Origin of the sequence: Streptomyces sp. NBC_00287 (assembly GCF_036173105.1) — a bacterium.
GTDB lineage: Bacteria > Actinomycetota > Actinomycetes > Streptomycetales > Streptomycetaceae > Streptomyces.
Window position 1 is genome coordinate 3,761,857 of the sequence record NZ_CP108053.1, and the last position, 17,191, is coordinate 3,779,047.

At 70.8% G+C, this 17,191-nt stretch carries 16 protein-coding genes and 1 tRNA gene; 8 read left to right on the forward strand and 9 right to left on the reverse strand.

Annotation, left to right across the window (positions count from 1 at the left end; genetic code table 11):
- Positions 1-5 precede the first annotated feature (5 nt).
- Complete coding sequence (locus OHT76_RS17140) at positions 6-1,703, reverse strand: RDD family protein (protein ID WP_328871708.1); 1,698 nt, start codon at positions 1,701-1,703, stop codon at positions 6-8.
- Between the two features lie 210 nt (positions 1,704-1,913).
- Here OHT76_RS17140 and OHT76_RS17145 point away from each other — a divergent pair, with 210 nt between their 5' ends.
- A complete protein-coding gene (locus tag OHT76_RS17145; RefSeq protein WP_328871709.1) occupies positions 1,914-2,390 on the forward strand; it encodes an SsgA family sporulation/cell division regulator in 477 nt (158 codons plus the stop codon).
- A 13-nt stretch (positions 2,391-2,403) separates the two neighbouring features.
- Here the strand turns inward: OHT76_RS17145 and OHT76_RS17150 are convergent, their stop codons facing one another.
- Positions 2,404-3,774 carry an FAD-binding oxidoreductase gene (locus OHT76_RS17150; RefSeq protein WP_328871710.1) on the reverse strand — a complete coding sequence of 457 codons (1,371 nt, stop codon included), beginning with the start codon at positions 3,772-3,774 and terminating at the stop codon, positions 2,404-2,406.
- Positions 3,775-3,872: 98 nt separating this feature from the next.
- Here OHT76_RS17150 and OHT76_RS17155 point away from each other — a divergent pair, with 98 nt between their 5' ends.
- Positions 3,873-5,276 carry a tetratricopeptide repeat protein gene (locus tag OHT76_RS17155; protein WP_328871711.1) on the forward strand — a complete coding sequence of 468 codons (1,404 nt, stop codon included), beginning with the start codon at positions 3,873-3,875 and terminating at the stop codon, positions 5,274-5,276.
- Here the strand turns inward: OHT76_RS17155 and hppD are convergent.
- A complete protein-coding gene (gene hppD, locus OHT76_RS17160) occupies positions 5,273-6,418 on the reverse strand; it encodes a 4-hydroxyphenylpyruvate dioxygenase (protein ID WP_328871712.1) in 1,146 nt (381 codons plus the stop codon). The two genes, OHT76_RS17155 and hppD, sit on opposite strands and share 4 nt — an antisense overlap.
- Before the next feature lie 124 nt (positions 6,419-6,542).
- Between hppD and OHT76_RS17165 the strand changes: the two genes are divergently transcribed.
- The 5 genes from OHT76_RS17165 to OHT76_RS17185 are packed head-to-tail and all read left to right on the forward strand — an operon-like array spanning position 6,543 to position 10,730.
- The gene (locus OHT76_RS17165) at positions 6,543-7,025 is read left to right on the forward strand and encodes an Lrp/AsnC family transcriptional regulator (RefSeq protein ID WP_328871713.1); all 483 of its coding nucleotides are present in this window, start codon (positions 6,543-6,545) and stop codon (positions 7,023-7,025) included.
- 19 nt (positions 7,026-7,044) lie between these two features.
- Positions 7,045-7,692, forward strand: a complete 648-nt coding sequence (locus OHT76_RS17170) for an ABC transporter permease (RefSeq protein ID WP_328876549.1) — start codon at positions 7,045-7,047, stop codon at positions 7,690-7,692.
- Positions 7,685-8,923: a betaine/proline/choline family ABC transporter ATP-binding protein gene (locus OHT76_RS17175; protein ID WP_328871714.1), complete on the forward strand. Its 1,239-nt coding sequence runs from the start codon at positions 7,685-7,687 to the stop codon at positions 8,921-8,923. Before OHT76_RS17170 ends, OHT76_RS17175 begins: the two co-directional genes overlap by 8 nt.
- Positions 8,920-9,774, forward strand: a complete 855-nt coding sequence (locus tag OHT76_RS17180) for an ABC transporter permease (RefSeq protein ID WP_328871715.1) — start codon at positions 8,920-8,922, stop codon at positions 9,772-9,774. Before OHT76_RS17175 ends, OHT76_RS17180 begins: the two co-directional genes overlap by 4 nt.
- Positions 9,771-10,730, forward strand: a complete 960-nt coding sequence (locus tag OHT76_RS17185; protein ID WP_328871716.1) for a glycine betaine ABC transporter substrate-binding protein — start codon at positions 9,771-9,773, stop codon at positions 10,728-10,730. The genes OHT76_RS17180 and OHT76_RS17185 overlap by 4 nt, the downstream gene beginning before the upstream one ends.
- A gap of 3 nt (positions 10,731-10,733) precedes the next feature.
- Here OHT76_RS17185 and OHT76_RS17190 read toward each other — a convergent pair whose 3' ends face one another.
- The 4 genes from OHT76_RS17190 to OHT76_RS17205 all read right to left on the reverse strand — a co-directional run bounded on the left by OHT76_RS17190 (position 10,734) and on the right by OHT76_RS17205 (position 15,844).
- Positions 10,734-11,525 (reverse strand): YlbL family protein, encoded by a 792-nt coding sequence (locus tag OHT76_RS17190; protein WP_328871717.1) that lies wholly within the window; start codon positions 11,523-11,525, stop codon positions 10,734-10,736.
- Between the two features lie 47 nt (positions 11,526-11,572).
- A complete protein-coding gene (locus OHT76_RS17195) occupies positions 11,573-12,214 on the reverse strand; it encodes an IclR family transcriptional regulator (RefSeq protein ID WP_093721413.1) in 642 nt (213 codons plus the stop codon).
- 293 nt (positions 12,215-12,507) lie between these two features.
- Positions 12,508-14,304 (reverse strand): DEAD/DEAH box helicase, encoded by a 1,797-nt coding sequence (locus OHT76_RS17200; RefSeq protein ID WP_328871718.1) that lies wholly within the window; start codon positions 14,302-14,304, stop codon positions 12,508-12,510.
- Positions 14,305-14,410: 106 nt separating this feature from the next.
- The gene (locus OHT76_RS17205; RefSeq protein ID WP_328871719.1) at positions 14,411-15,844 is read right to left on the reverse strand and encodes an MFS transporter; all 1,434 of its coding nucleotides are present in this window, start codon (positions 15,842-15,844) and stop codon (positions 14,411-14,413) included.
- A 202-nt stretch (positions 15,845-16,046) separates the two neighbouring features.
- Here OHT76_RS17205 and OHT76_RS17210 point away from each other — a divergent pair.
- Positions 16,047-16,121, forward strand: a tRNA-Cys gene (locus OHT76_RS17210).
- A 33-nt stretch (positions 16,122-16,154) separates the two neighbouring features.
- Here OHT76_RS17210 and OHT76_RS17215 read toward each other — a convergent pair.
- Both OHT76_RS17215 and OHT76_RS17220 read right to left on the reverse strand, forming a co-directional pair.
- Positions 16,155-16,625, reverse strand: coding sequence for a GNAT family N-acetyltransferase (locus tag OHT76_RS17215; protein WP_328871720.1), 471 nt, complete (start codon positions 16,623-16,625; stop codon positions 16,155-16,157).
- Positions 16,622-17,122, reverse strand: a complete 501-nt coding sequence (locus OHT76_RS17220) for an SUKH-4 family immunity protein (protein ID WP_328871721.1) — start codon at positions 17,120-17,122, stop codon at positions 16,622-16,624. Before OHT76_RS17220 ends, OHT76_RS17215 begins: the two co-directional genes overlap by 4 nt.
- Positions 17,123-17,191: the final 69 nt, after the last annotated feature.

Genomic DNA, 17,191 nt, shown 5'->3' on the forward strand with positions numbered 1-17,191 from the left:
TCCGGTCATCCCGCTACGAACGTACCCGCGGCCTTGTCGTGCCAGCACTGGCGCCACGGCTTGTCGAACAGACACCACAGGACGCCGACGACACCGATGACGAGCAGACCCGGGACGCTGTAGACGAGCCAGCGGCGCAGGGCTCCGCCGAAGGACGGCGGCTCGTGCGCCTCGATGTCCCGTACTTCGATGCCGAGCAGCTTCTTGCCCAGGGTGCGGCCCCACTTGGCGGTGGGCAGCGCCTCGTAGAGCGCGCCGAAGAGCAGCAGGACGGCCAGCACGATGCCGAGATACGCCGAGGTCGTGCCGTCCAGCAGCCAGACGGTGACGGTCTCTCCGGAGAGCTTGGCCGCGTCGATCTTCTCGTCGACGTGGTCCATCGCCTTGATGCCGAGCGGTACGGCGGCCACGGCGGTGACGCCCGAGAGGACGACGGTGTCCACCAGCCGCGCGGCCAGCCGCCTGCCGAGGGAGGCGGGCCGTGCGGAGGCCTGGCGCCGGGCGGCGGCCTGGAAGACGTCCTCCACCGGCGGCTTCCAGGGCGCGACGGGCTGGTCCTCGCCGGGCGCTCCGGCGAGCCGGTGCACCTGCTGGGCCCAGGACGGCTGACCGCCACCGGGGCCGGTGGTCACGGGGGCGGCGGCGCCCTGCGGCTGCGCGCCGGGCTGAGCCGCCGACTGAGGCCCGGACTGCTGAGGGACCGTCGGGGACGCCTGCGGGCCGGAGAGGGCCGTGGGGGCGGCGACTTGGGCCTGCTGCCCCTGCGCGGCGGCGGCCCGCTCGGCAGCGGCCTTGCCCGCGCCGAAGCCGCGGCCCTGCGGGGCGGGCGACGCGGTACCGCCGGCGGCGGGGAAGGCGGCGCCGAAACCACCGGCGTCCGCGCCACCCGCACCGGTCGGCGGACCGAAACCCGCCGCGCCCGTACCGCCGGCCCCGGCAGCCCCCTGGCCGCTCGCCGCATCGGCCGTGCGCCCCTGCTGTGCCCCGGGCGCTCCGTCCTGGCGACCCGTGCGCGGGGACAGCGCGCGGAAGGTCATGGTGCCCTCGTCGGCGGCGGGGGCCCCGGAGTCGCGGGTGCGCCCTGCGGCGGACGCCCCGGAGTCAGGGGTGCCCTGTGCGGCGGGGCCGGGAGTCGGGCGGCGGAAGACGAAGGTGTTGCCGGACGCCGCGCCCTCGGCCGGGCCGTACGCCGCCCCCTCCGCCCTGCCGGACGCCGCGCTCGCCGCCGTACCGGACGCCGCAGCCCCCGCCCTGCCGGACGCCGCGCCCTCCGCCGGAGGGATCGTCGTCGTGCCGTCCGTGCTCGGGGTCGTGCCGTCGGCCGGGGCCGGGGTGCGGGGGTCGGGGACGCCGCCCCAGGAGACGCGGCGGTCCTGGTCGCCGCCGAAGCCGGACTGGTGGGAGCGGTCGGCGCCCCATGCCGTGGCGGGCTCGGGGCGGCTGCCGTGCTGGGACTGGCCCTGGGCCGGGGCGGGTTCGTCGGCCGGGTCCTCGTCGAAGAAGTGCGGACCCGTCTCCTCGACCGGAGCCGGGGTCGTGCCGGGCGGCGGGGCGAGCGGTTCGCCGTCCGTGGGCGCCGGACGGCTGGTGCCCGGTACCCACGCGGCACCGTTCCAGTACCGGACATATCCAGGAATGGACGGGTCCGGGTAATACCCTTCGCGGGGCCTGTCGTCACCGGGGGCCGGGGTTGGGGCGCTCATGTCCGTCGTCCGGTATCTGCTCGAGGGTCATCTGGGGGCCTCCACATCTATCAGACGCGGGCAACCCCCACCGCCAGTCCCGCGGTACCCACCCCTTTCCGGGCAACAGAAAAAACTTCTCCGAACCCGCGTAATGCTCCTGGCCCGCCCCTCTCTCCACTCGTACGGGCCCACCCGAGGACCCGACCGAGAGAGAGGACACCGGACGTCATGCACCCCACCGTGGTGGAGCGGGAGCTGGAGCTCAAGCTCGTCCTGTCGCCCGAGCGCAGCATCCCCGTCCCGGCCCTGCTGAGCTACCGCAGCGACGACCCCTACGCCGTCCACATCACCTTCCACATCAACTCCGAGCACCCCGTCAACTGGACCTTCGCCCGCGAACTCCTCGTGGAGGGGGTGTTCCGCCCGTGCGGCCACGGGGACGTACGGGTGTGGCCGACGAAGGTCGAGGGCCGCAGCGTCGTGCTGATGGCGCTGAGTTCACCCGACGGGGACGCCCTGCTGGAGGCCCCGGCCGCGCAGGTGTCGGCCTGGCTGGAGCGGACGCTTCGGGTGGTCCCCCCGGGCTCTGAGGCCGAGCAGCTCGGCATCGACGACGGCCTGGCCGAGCTGCTCGCCCCGACGCCGGCCGACGATCTGTGGCTGCGCGACCCCTGGCCGTCGGACGAGTCCATGGACGGGGAGTGAGCCCTGAGGAGTGTCAGAAGAGCTTCCCCGGGTTCAGGATGCCCAGCGGGTCGAAGACCTGCTTGATCCCGCGCTGCATCTCCACGCCCACCGGGCCGATCTCGCGCGCCAGCCACTCCTTCTTCAGTACGCCGACGCCGTGCTCGCCGGTGATGGTGCCGCCGAGTTCCAGGCCGAGGGCCATGATCTCGTCGAAGGACTCGCGGGCGCGCCGGGACTCGTCGGGGTCCTGCGCGTCGAAGCAGACGGTGGGGTGGGTGTTGCCGTCACCCGCGTGGGCGACGACGCCGATGGTCAGCTGGTACTTCTCGGCGATCCGGTCGACGCCTTCGAGCATGTCGCCGAGCCGGGAGCGCGGCACGCACACATCGTCGATCATCGTCACGCCCCGGACCGCCTCCAGCGCGGTCAGGGACAACCGCCTTGCCTGGAGCAGCAGTTCGGACTCGGCCGCGTCCTCGGCGGGGACGACCTGGCTGGCACCGGCGGCCTCGCACAGCGCGCCGACCGCGGCGAGGTCGGGGGCGGGGTCCGGGGTGTCGAAGGCGGCGAGCAGCAACGCCTCCGTGGTCTCCGGGAGTCCCATGTGCGCCATGTCGTTCACGGCCTTGACGGTCGTACGGTCCATCAGTTCGAGGAGGGACGGAACGTGCCCGCCTGCCATGATCCGGCACACCGCGTCGCAGGCGGCGCCCGCGGAGGCGAACTCGGCGGCCAGCACCAGCTGCTGCGGCGGCTGCGGCTTCAGCGCCAGGATCGCCCGTACGACGATGCCGAGCGAGCCCTCGGAGCCGACGAACAGGCGGGTCATGTCGTACCCGGCGACGCCCTTCGCCGTACGGCGTCCGGTGGTCATGAGCCGGCCGTCGGCCAGGACGACGTCGAGGCCGAGGACGTACTCGGCCGTCACCCCGTACTTCACACAGCACAGGCCGCCCGAGGCCGTGCCGATGTTGCCGCCGATCGTGCACTGCTCCCAGCTGGAGGGGTCCGGCGGGTAGTAGAGGCCGTGTTCGCCGACCGCGCGGGACAGGGCGGCGTTGACGACGCCGGGTTCCACGACGGCGATGCGGTCGACCGGGTTGATCTCCAGGATCCGGTCCATCTTGGTCAGGGAGAGCACGATGCAGCCGTCGGAGGCGTTGGCCGCGCCGGACAGGCCGGTGCGGGCGCCCTGTGGGACGACCGGTACGCGCAGCTCGGTGGCGGTGCGCATGACGTGCTGGACCTGCTCGACCGTGCGCGGCAGGACGACCACCGCCGGGGCGCCCGCCGGGCAGAAGCTGGCCATGTCGTTGGCGTAGGAGGCCGTGATGTCGGGGTCGGTGAGGACCGCCTCGGCGGGCAGACCGGTGAGCAGACGGTTGACGAGGTCGTGGCTCATGATCACAGCCTGACACCGGGGGCCATCGGTGTGAACCCCGCCAGCGGGGGGCTTTCGGTACGGGAATGTGGTCGTCGTACTGGCGCACAGTGAGCGCCATGGAGAACGAGCAGGAGGAGCGGCGTCCCTGGGTCCGCCGCCGGGTGCTGGTCGGTTCGGTCGTGGGGTGTGCCGTACTCGGCGGGGTTCTGGTGCTGCTGCCGTGGGGTCCTGCCGACGGTGAGCCGCCCGCGCCGACGCCGGGTGCGCAGGCGCTGACCGCGGTCACCACGGGCGTACCGGCCGCGCTGCCCGACCTGGCGGTGCTGATCGGTGAGCGCGAGAGCCATCTGCGGAAGCACCCGAAGGACGCCGAGTCCTGGGCGGTGCTCGGGGCGGCCTATGTGGAGCAGGGGCGGCGGACCGCGGACGCGGGGTACTACCCGAAGGCCGAGCGGGTGCTGCGGACCTCGCTGAAGGTGCGGGCGAAAGGCAATGTCGAGGCGCTCAGCGGGATGGCCGCGCTGGCGGGCGCCCGCCGGGACTTCCGTGCCGCGCGGAAGTGGGGCGAGGCCGCGCTGAGGCTGGAACCGAAGCGGTGGACGACGTATCCGCTGCTGATCGACGCGTACACGGGCCTCGGCGATCACAAGGCGGCGAAGAAGTCCCTGGACCGGCTGCTGGAGCTGCGCTCCGGGCCCGCCGTGATGGCCAGGGCCGCGGCCGTCTACCGGGACCACGGCTGGCGCGAGGACGCGGCGGCTTCCCTCTCCGACGCGGCGGCGGCCGCCGAGGCGCCTGCCGAGCGGGCGGCGTATCTGGAGCGGGGCGGGCAGCTGGCCTGGGAGCGTGGCGACCGGGAGGCGGCCCTGCGCCACTTCCAGGAGGCGGTACGTCTCGACCCCGACCAGCGGGCCGCGTTCGCCGGGCAGGGCCGGGCGCTGGCGGCCCTGGGCCGCACGACGGAGGCGCTGAACGCCTACCGGGTGGCCCTCGCCAAGCAGCCGCTGCCCCAATACGCCCTGGAGCTCGGTGAGTTGTACCAGTCGCTGGGCCTCGGGCAGGCAGCCCGGGTGCAGTACGACGTCCTGCACGACCGGGTGCGCGCCGCCCGCGCGGGCGGCGCCGACGAGGAGCTGCTGCTCGGCCGGTTCGAGGCGGACCACGGGGACCCGGAGTCGGCGGTACGGCGGTTGCGGGCCGAGTGGAAGCGGCAGCCCGGGATCGCGGTGGCGGACGCACTGGGGTGGGCGTTGCACCGGGCCGGGGAGGACGAGGAGGCGCTGCGGTTCGCGAAGATCGCGACCGACAAGGCCAAGGGCGGCGGGGTGCGCAGCGCGCTGTACGCGTACCACCGGGGCATGATCGAGCGGGACCTGGAGCTGGCCGGTCCCGCCCGTCGGCATCTTCAGGAGGCGCTGCGGATCAATCCGTACTTCTCCACGCTGCATGTCTCACGGGCTCGCCAGGCCCTGGAGGAGCTGGGCGAGCCCGCGGACGAGCCGCTGCCGGAGGGTGACTAGAGGTTGCCGCGCTTCTCCTGCTCGCGCTCGATCGCCTCGAAGAGGGCCTTGAAGTTGCCCTTGCCGAAGCCCATCGAGCCGTGGCGTTCGATGATCTCGAAGAAGACCGTCGGGCGGTCCTGGACCGGCTTGGTGAAGATCTGCAGCAGATAGCCGTCCTCGTCGCGGTCGGCGAGGATCTTCAGCTCGCGCAGGGTCTCCACGGGCACGCGGGTGTCGCCGACCCACTCGCCGAGGGTGTCGTAGTACGAGTCCGGGGTGTCGAGGAACTGGACGCCGGCCGCGCGCATGGTGCGGACGGTCGCGACGATGTCGTTGGTGTTCAGCGCGATGTGCTGGACGCCGGCGCCGCCGTAGAACTCCAGGTATTCGTCGATCTGGGACTTCTTCTTGGCGATGGCGGGCTCGTTGATCGGGAACTTGACCTTGAGCGTGCCGTCGGCCACCACCTTCGACATCAGCGCGCTGTACTCGGTGGCGATGTCGTCGCCCACGAACTCCTTCATGTTCGTGAAGCCCATGACCTTGTTGTAGAAGCCGACCCACTCGTTCATGCGGCCGAGCTCGACGTTGCCGACGCAGTGGTCGATCGCCTGGAAGGTGCGCTGGGCGGGCGGCTCGACGAGCGGGGCGACGGCGACATAGCCGGGCAGGTAGGGGCCGTCGTAGCCGGTGCGCTCGACGAGGGTGTGGCGGGTCTCGCCGTAGGTGGCGATGGCGGCGAGGACGACGGTGCCGTGCTCGTCCTTCAGCTCGTAGGGCTCGGTGACGGAGCGGGCGCCGTGCTCGATCGCGTAGGCGTAGGCGGCGCGGGCGTCCGGGACCTCGATGGACAGGTCGATGACGCCGTCGCCGTGCTCGGCCACGTGCTGGGCGAGGAAGCGGCCCCAGTCGGTGGCGGGCTTGATCACCGAGGTGAGGACGAAGCGGGCGGAGCCGTTGGTGAGGACGTAGCTCGCGGTCTCGCGGGTGCCGTTCTCCGGTCCGGAGTAGGCGACCAGCTTCATGCCGAAGGCGGTGGAGTAGTAGTGCGCCGCCTGCTTGGCGTTGCCCACGGCGAAGACGACCGCGTCCATTCCCTTGACCGGGAAGGGGTCGGCCTGCCGGGCGGTGTCGGGAGTGTGGTCTGTGGTCTGCGTCATAGCGGCAGCCTGGCCGCGCCTCGCAAGGTGCGCAATAGTTTGCGTATTCGCTGGGCAATGTGCGCAGTGATACGCCCGTACCGGCGGGCTTTCTGTACAGGATGACCAGTGCCGGGAGGGCCCCATGGGGATCGATCATCTGGACGGGCGCATCATCGTGCTGCTCGCGCGGGAGCCGCGGCTCGGGGTGCTGGAGATGTCCCGGCGGCTGGGAGTGGCCCGCGGGACCGTGCAGGCGCGGCTCGACCGGCTTCAGTCGAACGGAGTCATCCGCGGCTTCGGTCCGCAGGTCGACCCGGCGGCGCTCGGCTATCCGGTCACCGCTTTCGCCACCCTCCAGATCCGGCAGGGCCAAGGGCCCGATGTGCGGGCGCACTTGGCGACCGTGCCGGAGGTGCTGGAGCTGCACACGACCACGGGTAGCGGGGACATGCTGTGCCGGCTCGTGGCCCGCTCGAACGCCGATCTGCAGCGGGTCATCGACCGGGTTGTCGGTTTTGATGGGATCGTCCGGGCCTCTACCGCCATCGTGATGGAGAACCCCGTTCCGCTGCGGATCATCCCGTTGGTGGAGCAGGCGGCGGAGGACCACCGGGCGGGACCGTAGCCGACCTGGGGTGAGCGATGTGAACTTCTGGGAGTACCTGGGCACCCGCCACCAGCAGTTGCTCACGGACGCCTACCAGCACGCGAGCGCCGTCTTCCAGTGCATGGTCGTCGCGACCGTGCTGGGCGTGTTGATCGGTGTCGTCACCTACCGGAGCGACTGGGCCGGGAACCTCGCCACGACGACCACCTCGGCCATCCTGACCATTCCGTCGCTCGCCATGATCGGTCTGCTCATCCCGATCGTGGGCCTGGGTGTCCCGCCCACGGTGATCGCGCTGACGCTGTACGGGCTGCTGCCGATCGTGCGCAACGCGATCGTCGGTCTGCGCGGGGTCGACCCGACGCTGGTGGACGCGGCCAAGGGCATCGGGATGTCCCGGGTGATGCGGCTGGTCCGGATCGAACTGCCGCTGGCCTGGCCGCCGATCCTGACCGGCATCCGGGTCTCGACGCAGATGCTGATGGGCATCGCGGCGATCGCGGCCTACGCCTCCGGGCCCGGCCTGGGCAATGTGATCTTCCGCGGCCTCGCCTCGCTGGGCAGCAAGAACGCGATCAACCAGGTGCTCGCGGGCACGCTCGGGATCATCATCCTGGCGCTGCTGTTCGACGCCGCGTACGTCCTGATCGGGCGGCTGACCATTCCCAGGGGGATCCGTGCCTGAGTCCAGTACGTCCGGCGCCTCCATCGAGCTGGAGAACCTCACCAAGCGGTATCCGGGGAGTCCCAGCCCCGCCGTCGACAACGTCAACATGGAGATCCAGGCGGGCGAGATCGTCATCTTCGTCGGCCCGTCGGGGTGCGGAAAGTCCACGACGCTCAAGATGATCAACAGGCTGATCGAACCGACCGGTGGCCGGATCCGCATCGGCGGCGAGGACGTCACCACCATCGACCCGGTGAAGCTGCGCCGCAAGGTCGGTTACGCGATCCAGTCGGCCGGGCTCTTCCCGCACATGACGGTCGCGCAGAACATCTCGCTCGTACCGAAGATGGTCGGCTGGCCGAAGGGGCGGATCAAGAGCCGGGTGGAGGAGCTGCTCGACCTGGTCGGGCTCGACCCCGGCGAGTTCCACGGCCGCTATCCGCGCCAGTTGTCCGGCGGTCAGCAGCAGCGGGTGGGCGTGGCGCGGGCGCTGGCCGCCGATCCGCCGGTGTTGCTGATGGACGAACCGTTCGGCGCGGTCGACCCGATCACCCGGGACCATCTCCAGGACGAGTTGATCAGGTTGCAGCACGAGCTGCACAAGACGATCGTCTTCGTCACCCATGACTTCGACGAGGCGATCAAGCTCGGTGACCGGATCGCCGTGCTGCGCGAACGCTCGCACATCGCTCAGTTCGACACCCCGGAGGCGATCCTCACCAACCCGGCCGACGACTTCGTCTCGGGGTTCGTCGGCGCCGGGGCGGCGCTGAAGCGACTGAACCTGACCCGCGTACGGGATGTGGAGATCAGGGACTATCCGACGGTCAACGTCGACGACCCGCTCCAGGAGTTCTTCAACAAGCTCCGCTCCAGCGGCACCAACGAGATCCTGCTGCTCGACAAGCGCCGCCGCCCCTACAAGTGGCTGCGCCGCGGCGACCTGATGCGCGCCAAGGGCTCCCTCGCCCGCGCGGGCACGCTGGTGCACGACACGGTCACCCGGGACGCCACCCTGCGCGACGCCCTGGAGGCGGTGCTCACCGACAACGCGGGGCGGGTCGCGGTCACCGGACGGCGCGGTGAGTACGACGGGGTCGTCGACATGGAGACGCTCATGAACTCCGTGCACGAACTGCTGGAGGCGGACCGTCTTGAGGCGATCGAGCACCAGCACGAGCTGGAGGAGGCACGGGCCACCCAGACGCACGCCGAGCAGGAGGGCGACGGAGGGGAGGCGAAGGCGTGACGACTTCCCCCGATCAGGAACGCCCTGAGGGCGAGCACGAGGTCAAGGGGCTCGCCTTCCGTGACGAGGGCGAGGCCGAGCAGGAGGCGCCCCCGCCGCCGGCGGTCACCCGGCGCCGGGTGAGCTGGCAGAAGCTGACCTTCCTGCCGGCCCTGCTGGTGGCGCTGCTGCTGGCGACCTGGCTGTGGTTCCAGCAGGCCGACCTGGACTCGATCTCCGAGAACGCGCTGTCGAACGGGCAGGTGTCGAAGGCGCTGTGGCAGCACATCGAACTGACGGTGATCTCGACCTTCTTCGTGCTGATCATCGCGATCCCGCTGGGCATCCTGCTGACCCGCAAGGCCTTCCGCAAGGCGACCCCGGTGGCGATGGCCGTCGCCAACATGGGCCAGGCGACCCCCGCGATCGGCCTGCTCGCCCTGCTGGTGATCTGGCTCGGCACCGGGACGAAGGCGGCCCTGATCGGCATCATCATCTACGCCGTCCTGCCGGTGCTGTCGAACACGATCGCGGGCCTGAAGGCGAACGACCCCACGCTGCTGGAGGCGGCGCGGGGCATCGGCATGTCGCCGCTGGGGGTGCTCTCCCGCGTGGAGCTGCCGTTGGCGGTGCCCCTGATTCTGGCGGGTGTGCGGACGGCCCTCGTCCTGAACGTCGGTACGGCGACCCTTGCGACCTTCGGTGGCGGCGGCGGCCTGGGCGTACTGATCACGACCGGGATCACCACCCAGCGCATGCCGGTACTGATGCTCGGCTCGATCCTCACGGTGGCGCTGGCGTTGCTGGTGGACTGGCTGGCCTCACTGGCGGAACTGCTGCTGCGGCCGCGGGGGTTGGAGGTGGGGACATGAGAAGGGTCGCCTGTCTGCTGCTGACCGGGGCGCTGGTGTCCGCCTGCGGTCTGACCAGCGGTTCGCCGATGGTGGACGACGTCGTGCCCGGCACCATCGGCCAGGGCGAGCCGCTGGAAGGTGCCGAGCTGACGGTGACGTCGAAGGAGTTCACCGAGCAGCTCATCCTCGGCGCGATCATGGGCATCGCCTTCGAGGCGGCCGGCGCGGAGGTGCTCGACCGCACGGGGATCCAGGGGTCGATCGGGGCGCGGGAGGCGGTCAGCTCCGGGGACGCGGACGGGATGTACGAGTACACGGGCACCGCCTGGATCACGTACCAGGGCAACAGCGAGCCCATCGACAACCCCCGTAAGCAGTGGGAGGCGGTGCGCGACGCCGACCTCGAGAACGGACTGACATGGCTTGAACCCTCAGCCCTGAACAACACCTACGCGCTGGCGATGAACCAGTCCAACTTCAAGAAGTACGGCACCAAGACGCTGTCCGACGTGGCCGAACTGGCGGAGCGGGACCCCGGAGCGGTGACCCTGTGCGTGGAGAGCGAGTTCGCCAACCGCGCGGACGGGCTGCCGGGCATGGAGAAGGAGTACGGGATGAGCATCCCGGCCGGGAACATCACCCAGATGGACACCGGGATCATCTACACCCAGGCGGCGAAGGGCAGTTGCACCTATGGGGAGGTCTTCACGACCGACGGTCGCATCAGGTCCATGAACCTCGAGGTCATGGCGGACGACAAGAAGTTCTTCCCCAACTACAACGCGGCACCCGTGATCAACTCCGGGACGCTGAAGGAGTATCCGGCGATCGCGGAGATCCTGGCCCCGGTGACGGCCAAGCTGAACAACACGGTGGCGCAGGAACTGAACGCCAAAGTGGATGTGGACGGGGAGGACCCGCACGAGGTGGCGCTGGACTGGATGAAAGAGGAGGGGTTCGTCAAGGAGGGGTGAGCACTAGCAGCTCGCTACCTTGCCCGTCCCCTTCTCCAGGGCGACCAGGGAGTCGACCGCGCCCTGGAGGGTGGTGACCGGGATGAGGCGGAGGCCCTTGGGGAGGTCCGACTTGGCGTCCGAGCACTCGGCCTTGGGGACGAGGAACACGGTCGCGCCGTCCCGACGGGCGGCCTGGGTCTTCAGGGCGACCCCGCCTACGGCGCCGACCTTGCCGTCGGCGTCGATGGTTCCCGTACCGGCGATATTGCGGCCGCCCGTGAGCTCGCCGCCGCTGCCGTCGCCGTCCAGCTTTTCTACGATGCCGAGGGAGAAGAGCAGGCCGGCGCTGGGGCCGCCGACGTCGGCGAGTTCCAGATCGACCTTGACCTTTCTGGCGTCGAGGTCGAGGTAGTTCAGGGCGGCCTCGGTGGCGTCGTCCTGGGACTCCCGCATCTGCTCGGTGTTGTACTCCTCGATCTCGTCGGTGCTCTTGTCGCTGGGGTAGACCGAGTCACGGGGCATGACCGCACTGTCGGTGCGGAACCAGGAGTCGAGGACATCCGCGAGCGACACGCTGACGTCGGGGCCGGTGGCCTCGATGGTCGTCATCCGCAGCTGCCCACTGGTCTTACGGGTGGCCGCCCCGGAGATCGTGATCACCGGCTCCCCCTTGTTCTCCCCGAGCACATTCGCCGTCAGTCCGGGCTGCGTGAGCGAGAACGGCAGCGGCGCGAAAACGGCCGTGGCCAGCAGCCCGACGACGGGCAGAGCACAGACGGCGAGGGCCTGGGGGCGAGAGAGACGAGAGAGCACGGGGTCAATCTAACGTGACGGATGACGCGGTCCGGCTCCGGCCGACGTCAGCGCAGCGCCTCCGCCACCTCCCGGGCCGCGTCCACCACCCGCGGTCCCACCCGTTCCGGCACCGCGTCCGCCAGCATCACGACTCCGACGCTGCCCTCGACCCCGGTCACCCCCAGCAGCGGCGCCGCGGCTCCGCTCGCCCCCGCCTCCAGCTCACCGTGGGTCAGCGTGTACCCGGGCTCCTCCAACGGCTGGCGCCGGGCCGCGAGGATCGCCTTGCCCGCCGCCCCGCGCTCCAGCGGATGCCGGAAGCCCGCCCGGTACGCCACGTGATAGTCCGTCCACGTCGGCTCCACCACCGCCACGGCCAGCGCCTCCGCGCCGTCCACCAGCGTGAGATGCGCCGTCGCCCCTATGTCCTCGGCCAGCGATCGCAGTGCCGGCAGCGCGGCCTCCCGTACCAGCGGATGCACCTGGCGGCCGAGCCGCAGCACACCGAGCCCCACCCGGGCCCTGCCGCCGAGGTCACGACGTACCAGCGCATGCTGCTCCAGCGTGGCGAGCAACCGGTACACAACGGTCCGGTTCACACCCAGTTTGTTGGAAAGCTCGGTGACGGTCAGCCCATGGTCCGTGTCGGCCAGCAGCTTGAGGACGCGCAGTCCCCGGTCGAGCGTCTGAGAGGTCTCCGCGGTCACGACGCCCACTCCTTAGTGGTGAGGTCGGCAGCCCCCTCGCGGCGGATGCGTCACCGAGTCCCGTCAGTGACGCGCTTCAGAGGCCGCCGATCGGCCGGCGGCCCGGCAATCTCCGGACCGCGTCGCTTCACGGCTGCGCTCCGCGGCGGCGCTGCCACGGGGCGTGTGCGTAGCGGGACAGTAGCGAAGCAGGTTCGCTGAGCGGAAGGCTCCGTCCAGAATCCGGTCACCGACCGGTACGGCCTGCTTCCGTTTGTCCTGTTACGTACGTCACGCGGCCCCGAGTGGGCAGGTCAACGCATACGCGTCGCCCACTCCTGCACCTTCGCAATGCGCTGCCGCAGCTGCCCGGCCGTCGCTTCCGCGCTCGGCGGTCCTCCGCACACGCGGCGCAGCTCGGTGTGGATCACCCCGTGCGGCTTGCCGCTCTGGTGGACGTATGCGCTGACCATCGTGTTGAGCTGCTTGCGCAGCTCCATCATCTCCTTGTGCGAGACGACGGGCCGCCGCTCGGCGGGCAGTTCGAGCAGGTCGGCCTCGGAGTCCGGCTTCTTGCGGCTGTGCGCGATCTGCCGGGCCTGCCGCTTCTGGAGCAGCAACTGCACCTGGTCGGGCTCGAGCAGTCCCGGAATCCCGAGGTAGTCCTGCTCCTCCTCGCTCCCGGGGTGCGCCTGCATACCGAACTCGGCGCCGTCGTACAGCACCCGGTCGAAGACGGCCTCGGACTCCAGCGCCTCGAAGGAGAACTGCTCGCCGGTGTCTGCGTCTTCTTCGTCCCGCTCCTTGTTCGCCTCCTCCATCTCCTTCTCGGACTCGGCGTAGGGGTCCTCCTCGCCCTCCTTCTTGGGCTTGTCGAGGGCGTGGTCGCGTTCCACCTCCATCTCGTTGGCGAAGGTGAGGAGGTCGGGGACGGTCGGGAGGAAGACGGAGGCGGTCTCGCCGCGCCGACGCGACCGTACGAAACGGCCGACGGCCTGCGCGAAGAAGAGCGGCGTGGAGATGGTCGTGGCGTACACCCCGACCGCGAGTCTGGGGACGTCGACGCCTTCCGACACCATGCGCACCGCGACCATCCACCGGTCGTTGCTGCCGCTGAAGTCGTCGATCCGCTTGGACGCACCGGCGTCGTCGGACAGTACGAGGGTCGCCTTCGTACCCGTGATCTCGCGGATGAGCTTGGCGTAGGCGCGGGCGGAGTCCTGGTCGGAGGCGATGACGAGGGCGCCCGCGTCCGGGATGCCCTTGCGGACCTCGGTGAGCCGCTGGTCGGCGGCGCGCAGCACGCTCGGCATCCACTCGCCACGCGGATCGAGCGCGGTACGCCAGGCCTGCGAGACGGCGTCCTTGGTCATCGGCTCCCCGAGGCGGGCCGCGATCTCGTCACCGGCCTTCGTCCGCCAGCGCATATTGCCGCTGTAGGAAAGGAAGATGACGGGCCGCACGACCCCGTCCGACAGGGCAGACCCGTAGCCGTACGTGTAGTCGGCGGCCGAGCGCCGGATGCCCGCGTTGTCCTCCTCGTACGTCACGAAGGGGATCGGGTTGGTGTCGGACCTGAAGGGCGTACCGGTGAGCGCGAGCCGGCGGGTGGCGGGCTCGAAGGCCTCGAGGCAGGCCTCGCCCCAGGACTTGGAGTCACCGGCGTGGTGGATCTCGTCGAGGATGACGAGGGTCTTGCGCTGCTCGACGCGGTTGCGGTGCAGCATGGGCCGCACGCCGACACCCGCGTAGGTCACGGCGACGCCGTGGTAGTCCTTGCCGAGCGGGCCCGCGCTGTACTCGGGGTCGAGTTTGATCCCTATCCGCGCGGCCGCCTCCGCCCACTGCTTCTTCAGATGCTCGGTCGGCGCGACCACGGTCACCTGCTGCACGACATGGTGGTGCAGCAGCCAGGAGGCGAGGGTGAGGGCGAAGGTCGTCTTGCCCGCGCCCGGGGTCGCGACCGCGAGAAAGTCACGCGGCTGCTCCTGGATGTACTTCTCCATCGCCCCCTGCTGCCAGGCACGCAGCTTGCTGGCGGTACCCCACGGGGCACGCCCGGGGAAGGCCGGGGAAAGGTGGTGGGAGGAGGAAGCGGCGGTGGTAGTCACGGTCTCCGTGGGGGTCGGGCTACGTATGACAACCGGGCCACCCTACCGGCGCCGGGGTCGGGTCAACGCGCGGACGAGGCCCGGTAACCCTTGGGTGGGATCCACATCACAGCTGCCGCAGCCGTGTCGTCACCCACACCCCCGCCAGCGCCACCGCCGCCATCGGCAGGAACACCGCCGTGAAGGCCGCCGGATGCGAACCGGAGGCCTCGGCGACCGTGTGCCCCGCCGTGCCGCCGCCGAGGGCCGCGAAGGCGGCGCCGCCCACGGAGAGCAGCACGACGTTGGACAGGGCGTCGGAGATCTGCAGGGAGGCGGAGTTGGTGCCGGCCTCCTCGGGGGCGGACAGCTTCAGCAGGAGCACGCTGGCGGAGGAGATCACCAGGCCCATCCCGAAGCAGCCGAACGACCAGGCGACGGCAAGGGTCCACACCGGCACGGAGTCGATCAGCACGCTCGGCGCGGCGGCGATGGCGGCGGCCACCAGCACCATCCCGAACGTGGTCAGCCGCTCCCGGTACGGCTCCAGGCGCGGCCGGGACTGCAGCCAGGAGCCCGCCGCCCAGGTCCCGCCGCCGGCCGCGAGGGAGAACCCGGCCAGCGTCGGCGAGAGCCCCCGCTGGGTGACCAGCATCAGCGGTACGAAGGACTCGGCGGCGATGAAGGAGCCCGCGGCGATTCCGCGCAACAGCACGACGGACGGCAGGCCTCGGGCGGCGCGGTAGGTGCCGCGCGGGAGGAGGCCGAGGACCGCCGGGACGAGCAGGGCGGCGCCGATCACGCCGGGCAGCAGCGAGAGCGGGCGCAGGTCCTGGGCGGCGTACTGGAGGAGGCCCGCGCCGAGGGAGATGCCGAGGGCGAGCCGGATGCGGCGACGGTCGAAGGAGGGGTCCGTGCCGGGCACCGGGCCCGAGGCCCGCCGCTTTATCTGCGGCAGCGCGAGCGCGAGCGGGAACACGACGAGCACCGGGATGCCGAGGAACACCCAGCGCCAGCCGAGCTGCTCGGTCACCACTCCGGAGGCCAGCGGCCCGACTATCGACGGCACGACCCAGCTGGCGGCGAACGCGGCCACGATGGCGGGGCGCAGCCGATCGGGATAAGCCCGCCCGATCACCACGTACAACCCCACGATCACCAGCCCGCCACCGAGCCCTTGCACGGCCCGCCCGAGCACGAACGCCCACATCGCGGTGGCCGTCCCCGCCAGCAACAACCCGGCGGCGAACGCCCCGATCCCGGCGGTCACCGGCCCGACCGGCCCCCGCCGGTCCGCCCACTGCCCGGCGAGCACCATCCCGAACAGGGAGGTGGTGAAGAACCCGGAGAAGGCGAAGGCATACACCGCCACCCCGTCCAGCTCCCGGGCCGCGACCGGCATCGCCGTCCCCACGGCCGTCGCCTCAAAGGCGATCAGCAGCACGACGGACACGATCCCGATACTGAGCGCCCGGTAGGAACGGCTCAGCACGGTCTCGACGGACTCGGGGGCTTCAGCGGTCTTCGCGACATCGGTGTCACGCGGATCAAGGGCGGCCATGCCCGCCAGCGTAAGGTCCAAGCGCCTCTCTGACTCCTGTCAGGAGTCCCTCCGGCCGTGAGACCTTGGTCGTACGACCCCCTTCATGAACGCGGCATGGCAGTCCCATTGCAGCGACCCGTTTCCCCTTGAGCCCTTCCCCCACGGCCGCCTACGGTCGGACCACCGAACACGGCAGCAAGCAAAGACCGAGTTCGAACACGGCCGTGTGCCCGAGCGGTTCAGGGGCTCGCCTGCAAAGCGAGTTACGCGGGTTCGAATCCCGCCACGGCCTCCATCAGCCCGCGTCCTCGGGCATCTCCTGATGGCATCAGCGCGCCAGGCGTGCATGCAGCAGTCGCGGGGAGTTCTCGAAGCCTTGGCGGGCGTATGCCGGGATGGCGCGAGGTGAGGAGTGGACCGTGACTCGCTCCAGGCCGAGGGATTCTGCCGCTGCCAGGGTCTCGGTTATCAGGCGGCCGCCCAGGCCTGTGTCTCGGGCGCCCGGGCTGACGTAGACGCATTGCAGGTCGCCGGAGGCTCGGTGCAGCAACTGCGGGGTCGGTACGCGGGGGACGACCGCCAGCCAGGCCATGCCGATGACCTCCGAGTCGCGGATCAGGACCATGCAGCGGTGGGAGGCGGAGTTCTCGGCCGCCCAGGCCACGAAGTGACGGATGAAGTCCGGGCGTTCGAGCGTCGTCGATGTGTCGCCGTTCTCCACCATCCACTGCCAGCGAAGGCCCGCGACCGCCTCCAGGTCGGACGGTTCGGCCCGGCGGATCGTGATGTTCTCGGTCATGCGCGCAGTGTGTCCCGGTGCAGCAGCCAGAGGGTGAAGGCGAGCGTGGCGACGTCGGCATCGAGGGAGTACGGCCGGCCCCCGGGAGCCGTCCATGTCAGGAGCTCGCCCGTTTCGCCGTTCAGGAGAAGGGTGTTGCCGTCGTCCAAGTGGCCCAGGAGTATCAGGCGGTCCGCCTCCGGGGGCAGGTCCAAGGCGGCTGCCTCGTCCGCGTACGCCTCCGTCAGCGTCGGCAGCACGGCGTCCAAGTCCAGGCGGAACAGGGCGTGTTCCTCCGGCAGCCCCGTCTCGCGCAGGAAGCGGCGGGTCGGTTCGTGGGTGAGCGTCGCCGGGAAGTCGACGTCCTCGAAGCGCATCACCTTGCTGCGGCCGAACTCCTCGGCCAGCAGCCGAGGCAGCATCCGCCGGTCCGGCTCAGGTCCCGCGACCAGTGCCAACGTGCTGATCAGACGCCCGCCTCGGAGCAGCGGATCCGGCCTGGTGATCGTCGCGTTCATGGTGTCCCCCCGTACCTGTCCCAACACCTCGGAACACTACGCCGCACCACTGACAACGCCCGCTCAGCG

Excerpts from the sequence above, each read along its gene's own strand:
- OHT76_RS17140 (WP_328871708.1), bottom strand. The coding sequence starts at position 1,703 with ATGAGCGCCCCAACCCCGGCCCCCGGTGACGACAGGCCCCGCGAAGGG.
- OHT76_RS17145 (WP_328871709.1), top strand. The coding sequence starts at position 1,914 with ATGCACCCCACCGTGGTGGAGCGGGAGCTGGAGCTCAAGCTCGTCCTG.
- OHT76_RS17150 (WP_328871710.1), bottom strand. The coding sequence starts at position 3,774 with ATGAGCCACGACCTCGTCAACCGTCTGCTCACCGGTCTGCCCGCCGAG.
- OHT76_RS17155 (WP_328871711.1), top strand. The coding sequence starts at position 3,873 with ATGGAGAACGAGCAGGAGGAGCGGCGTCCCTGGGTCCGCCGCCGGGTG.
- hppD (WP_328871712.1), bottom strand. The coding sequence starts at position 6,418 with ATGACGCAGACCACAGACCACACTCCCGACACCGCCCGGCAGGCCGAC.
- OHT76_RS17165 (WP_328871713.1), top strand. The coding sequence starts at position 6,543 with ATGGGGATCGATCATCTGGACGGGCGCATCATCGTGCTGCTCGCGCGG.
- OHT76_RS17185 (WP_328871716.1), top strand. The coding sequence starts at position 9,771 with ATGAGAAGGGTCGCCTGTCTGCTGCTGACCGGGGCGCTGGTGTCCGCC.
- OHT76_RS17205 (WP_328871719.1), bottom strand. The coding sequence starts at position 15,844 with ATGGCCGCCCTTGATCCGCGTGACACCGATGTCGCGAAGACCGCTGAA.
- OHT76_RS17215 (WP_328871720.1), bottom strand. The coding sequence starts at position 16,625 with ATGACCGAGAACATCACGATCCGCCGGGCCGAACCGTCCGACCTGGAG.
- OHT76_RS17220 (WP_328871721.1), bottom strand. The coding sequence starts at position 17,122 with ATGAACGCGACGATCACCAGGCCGGATCCGCTGCTCCGAGGCGGGCGT.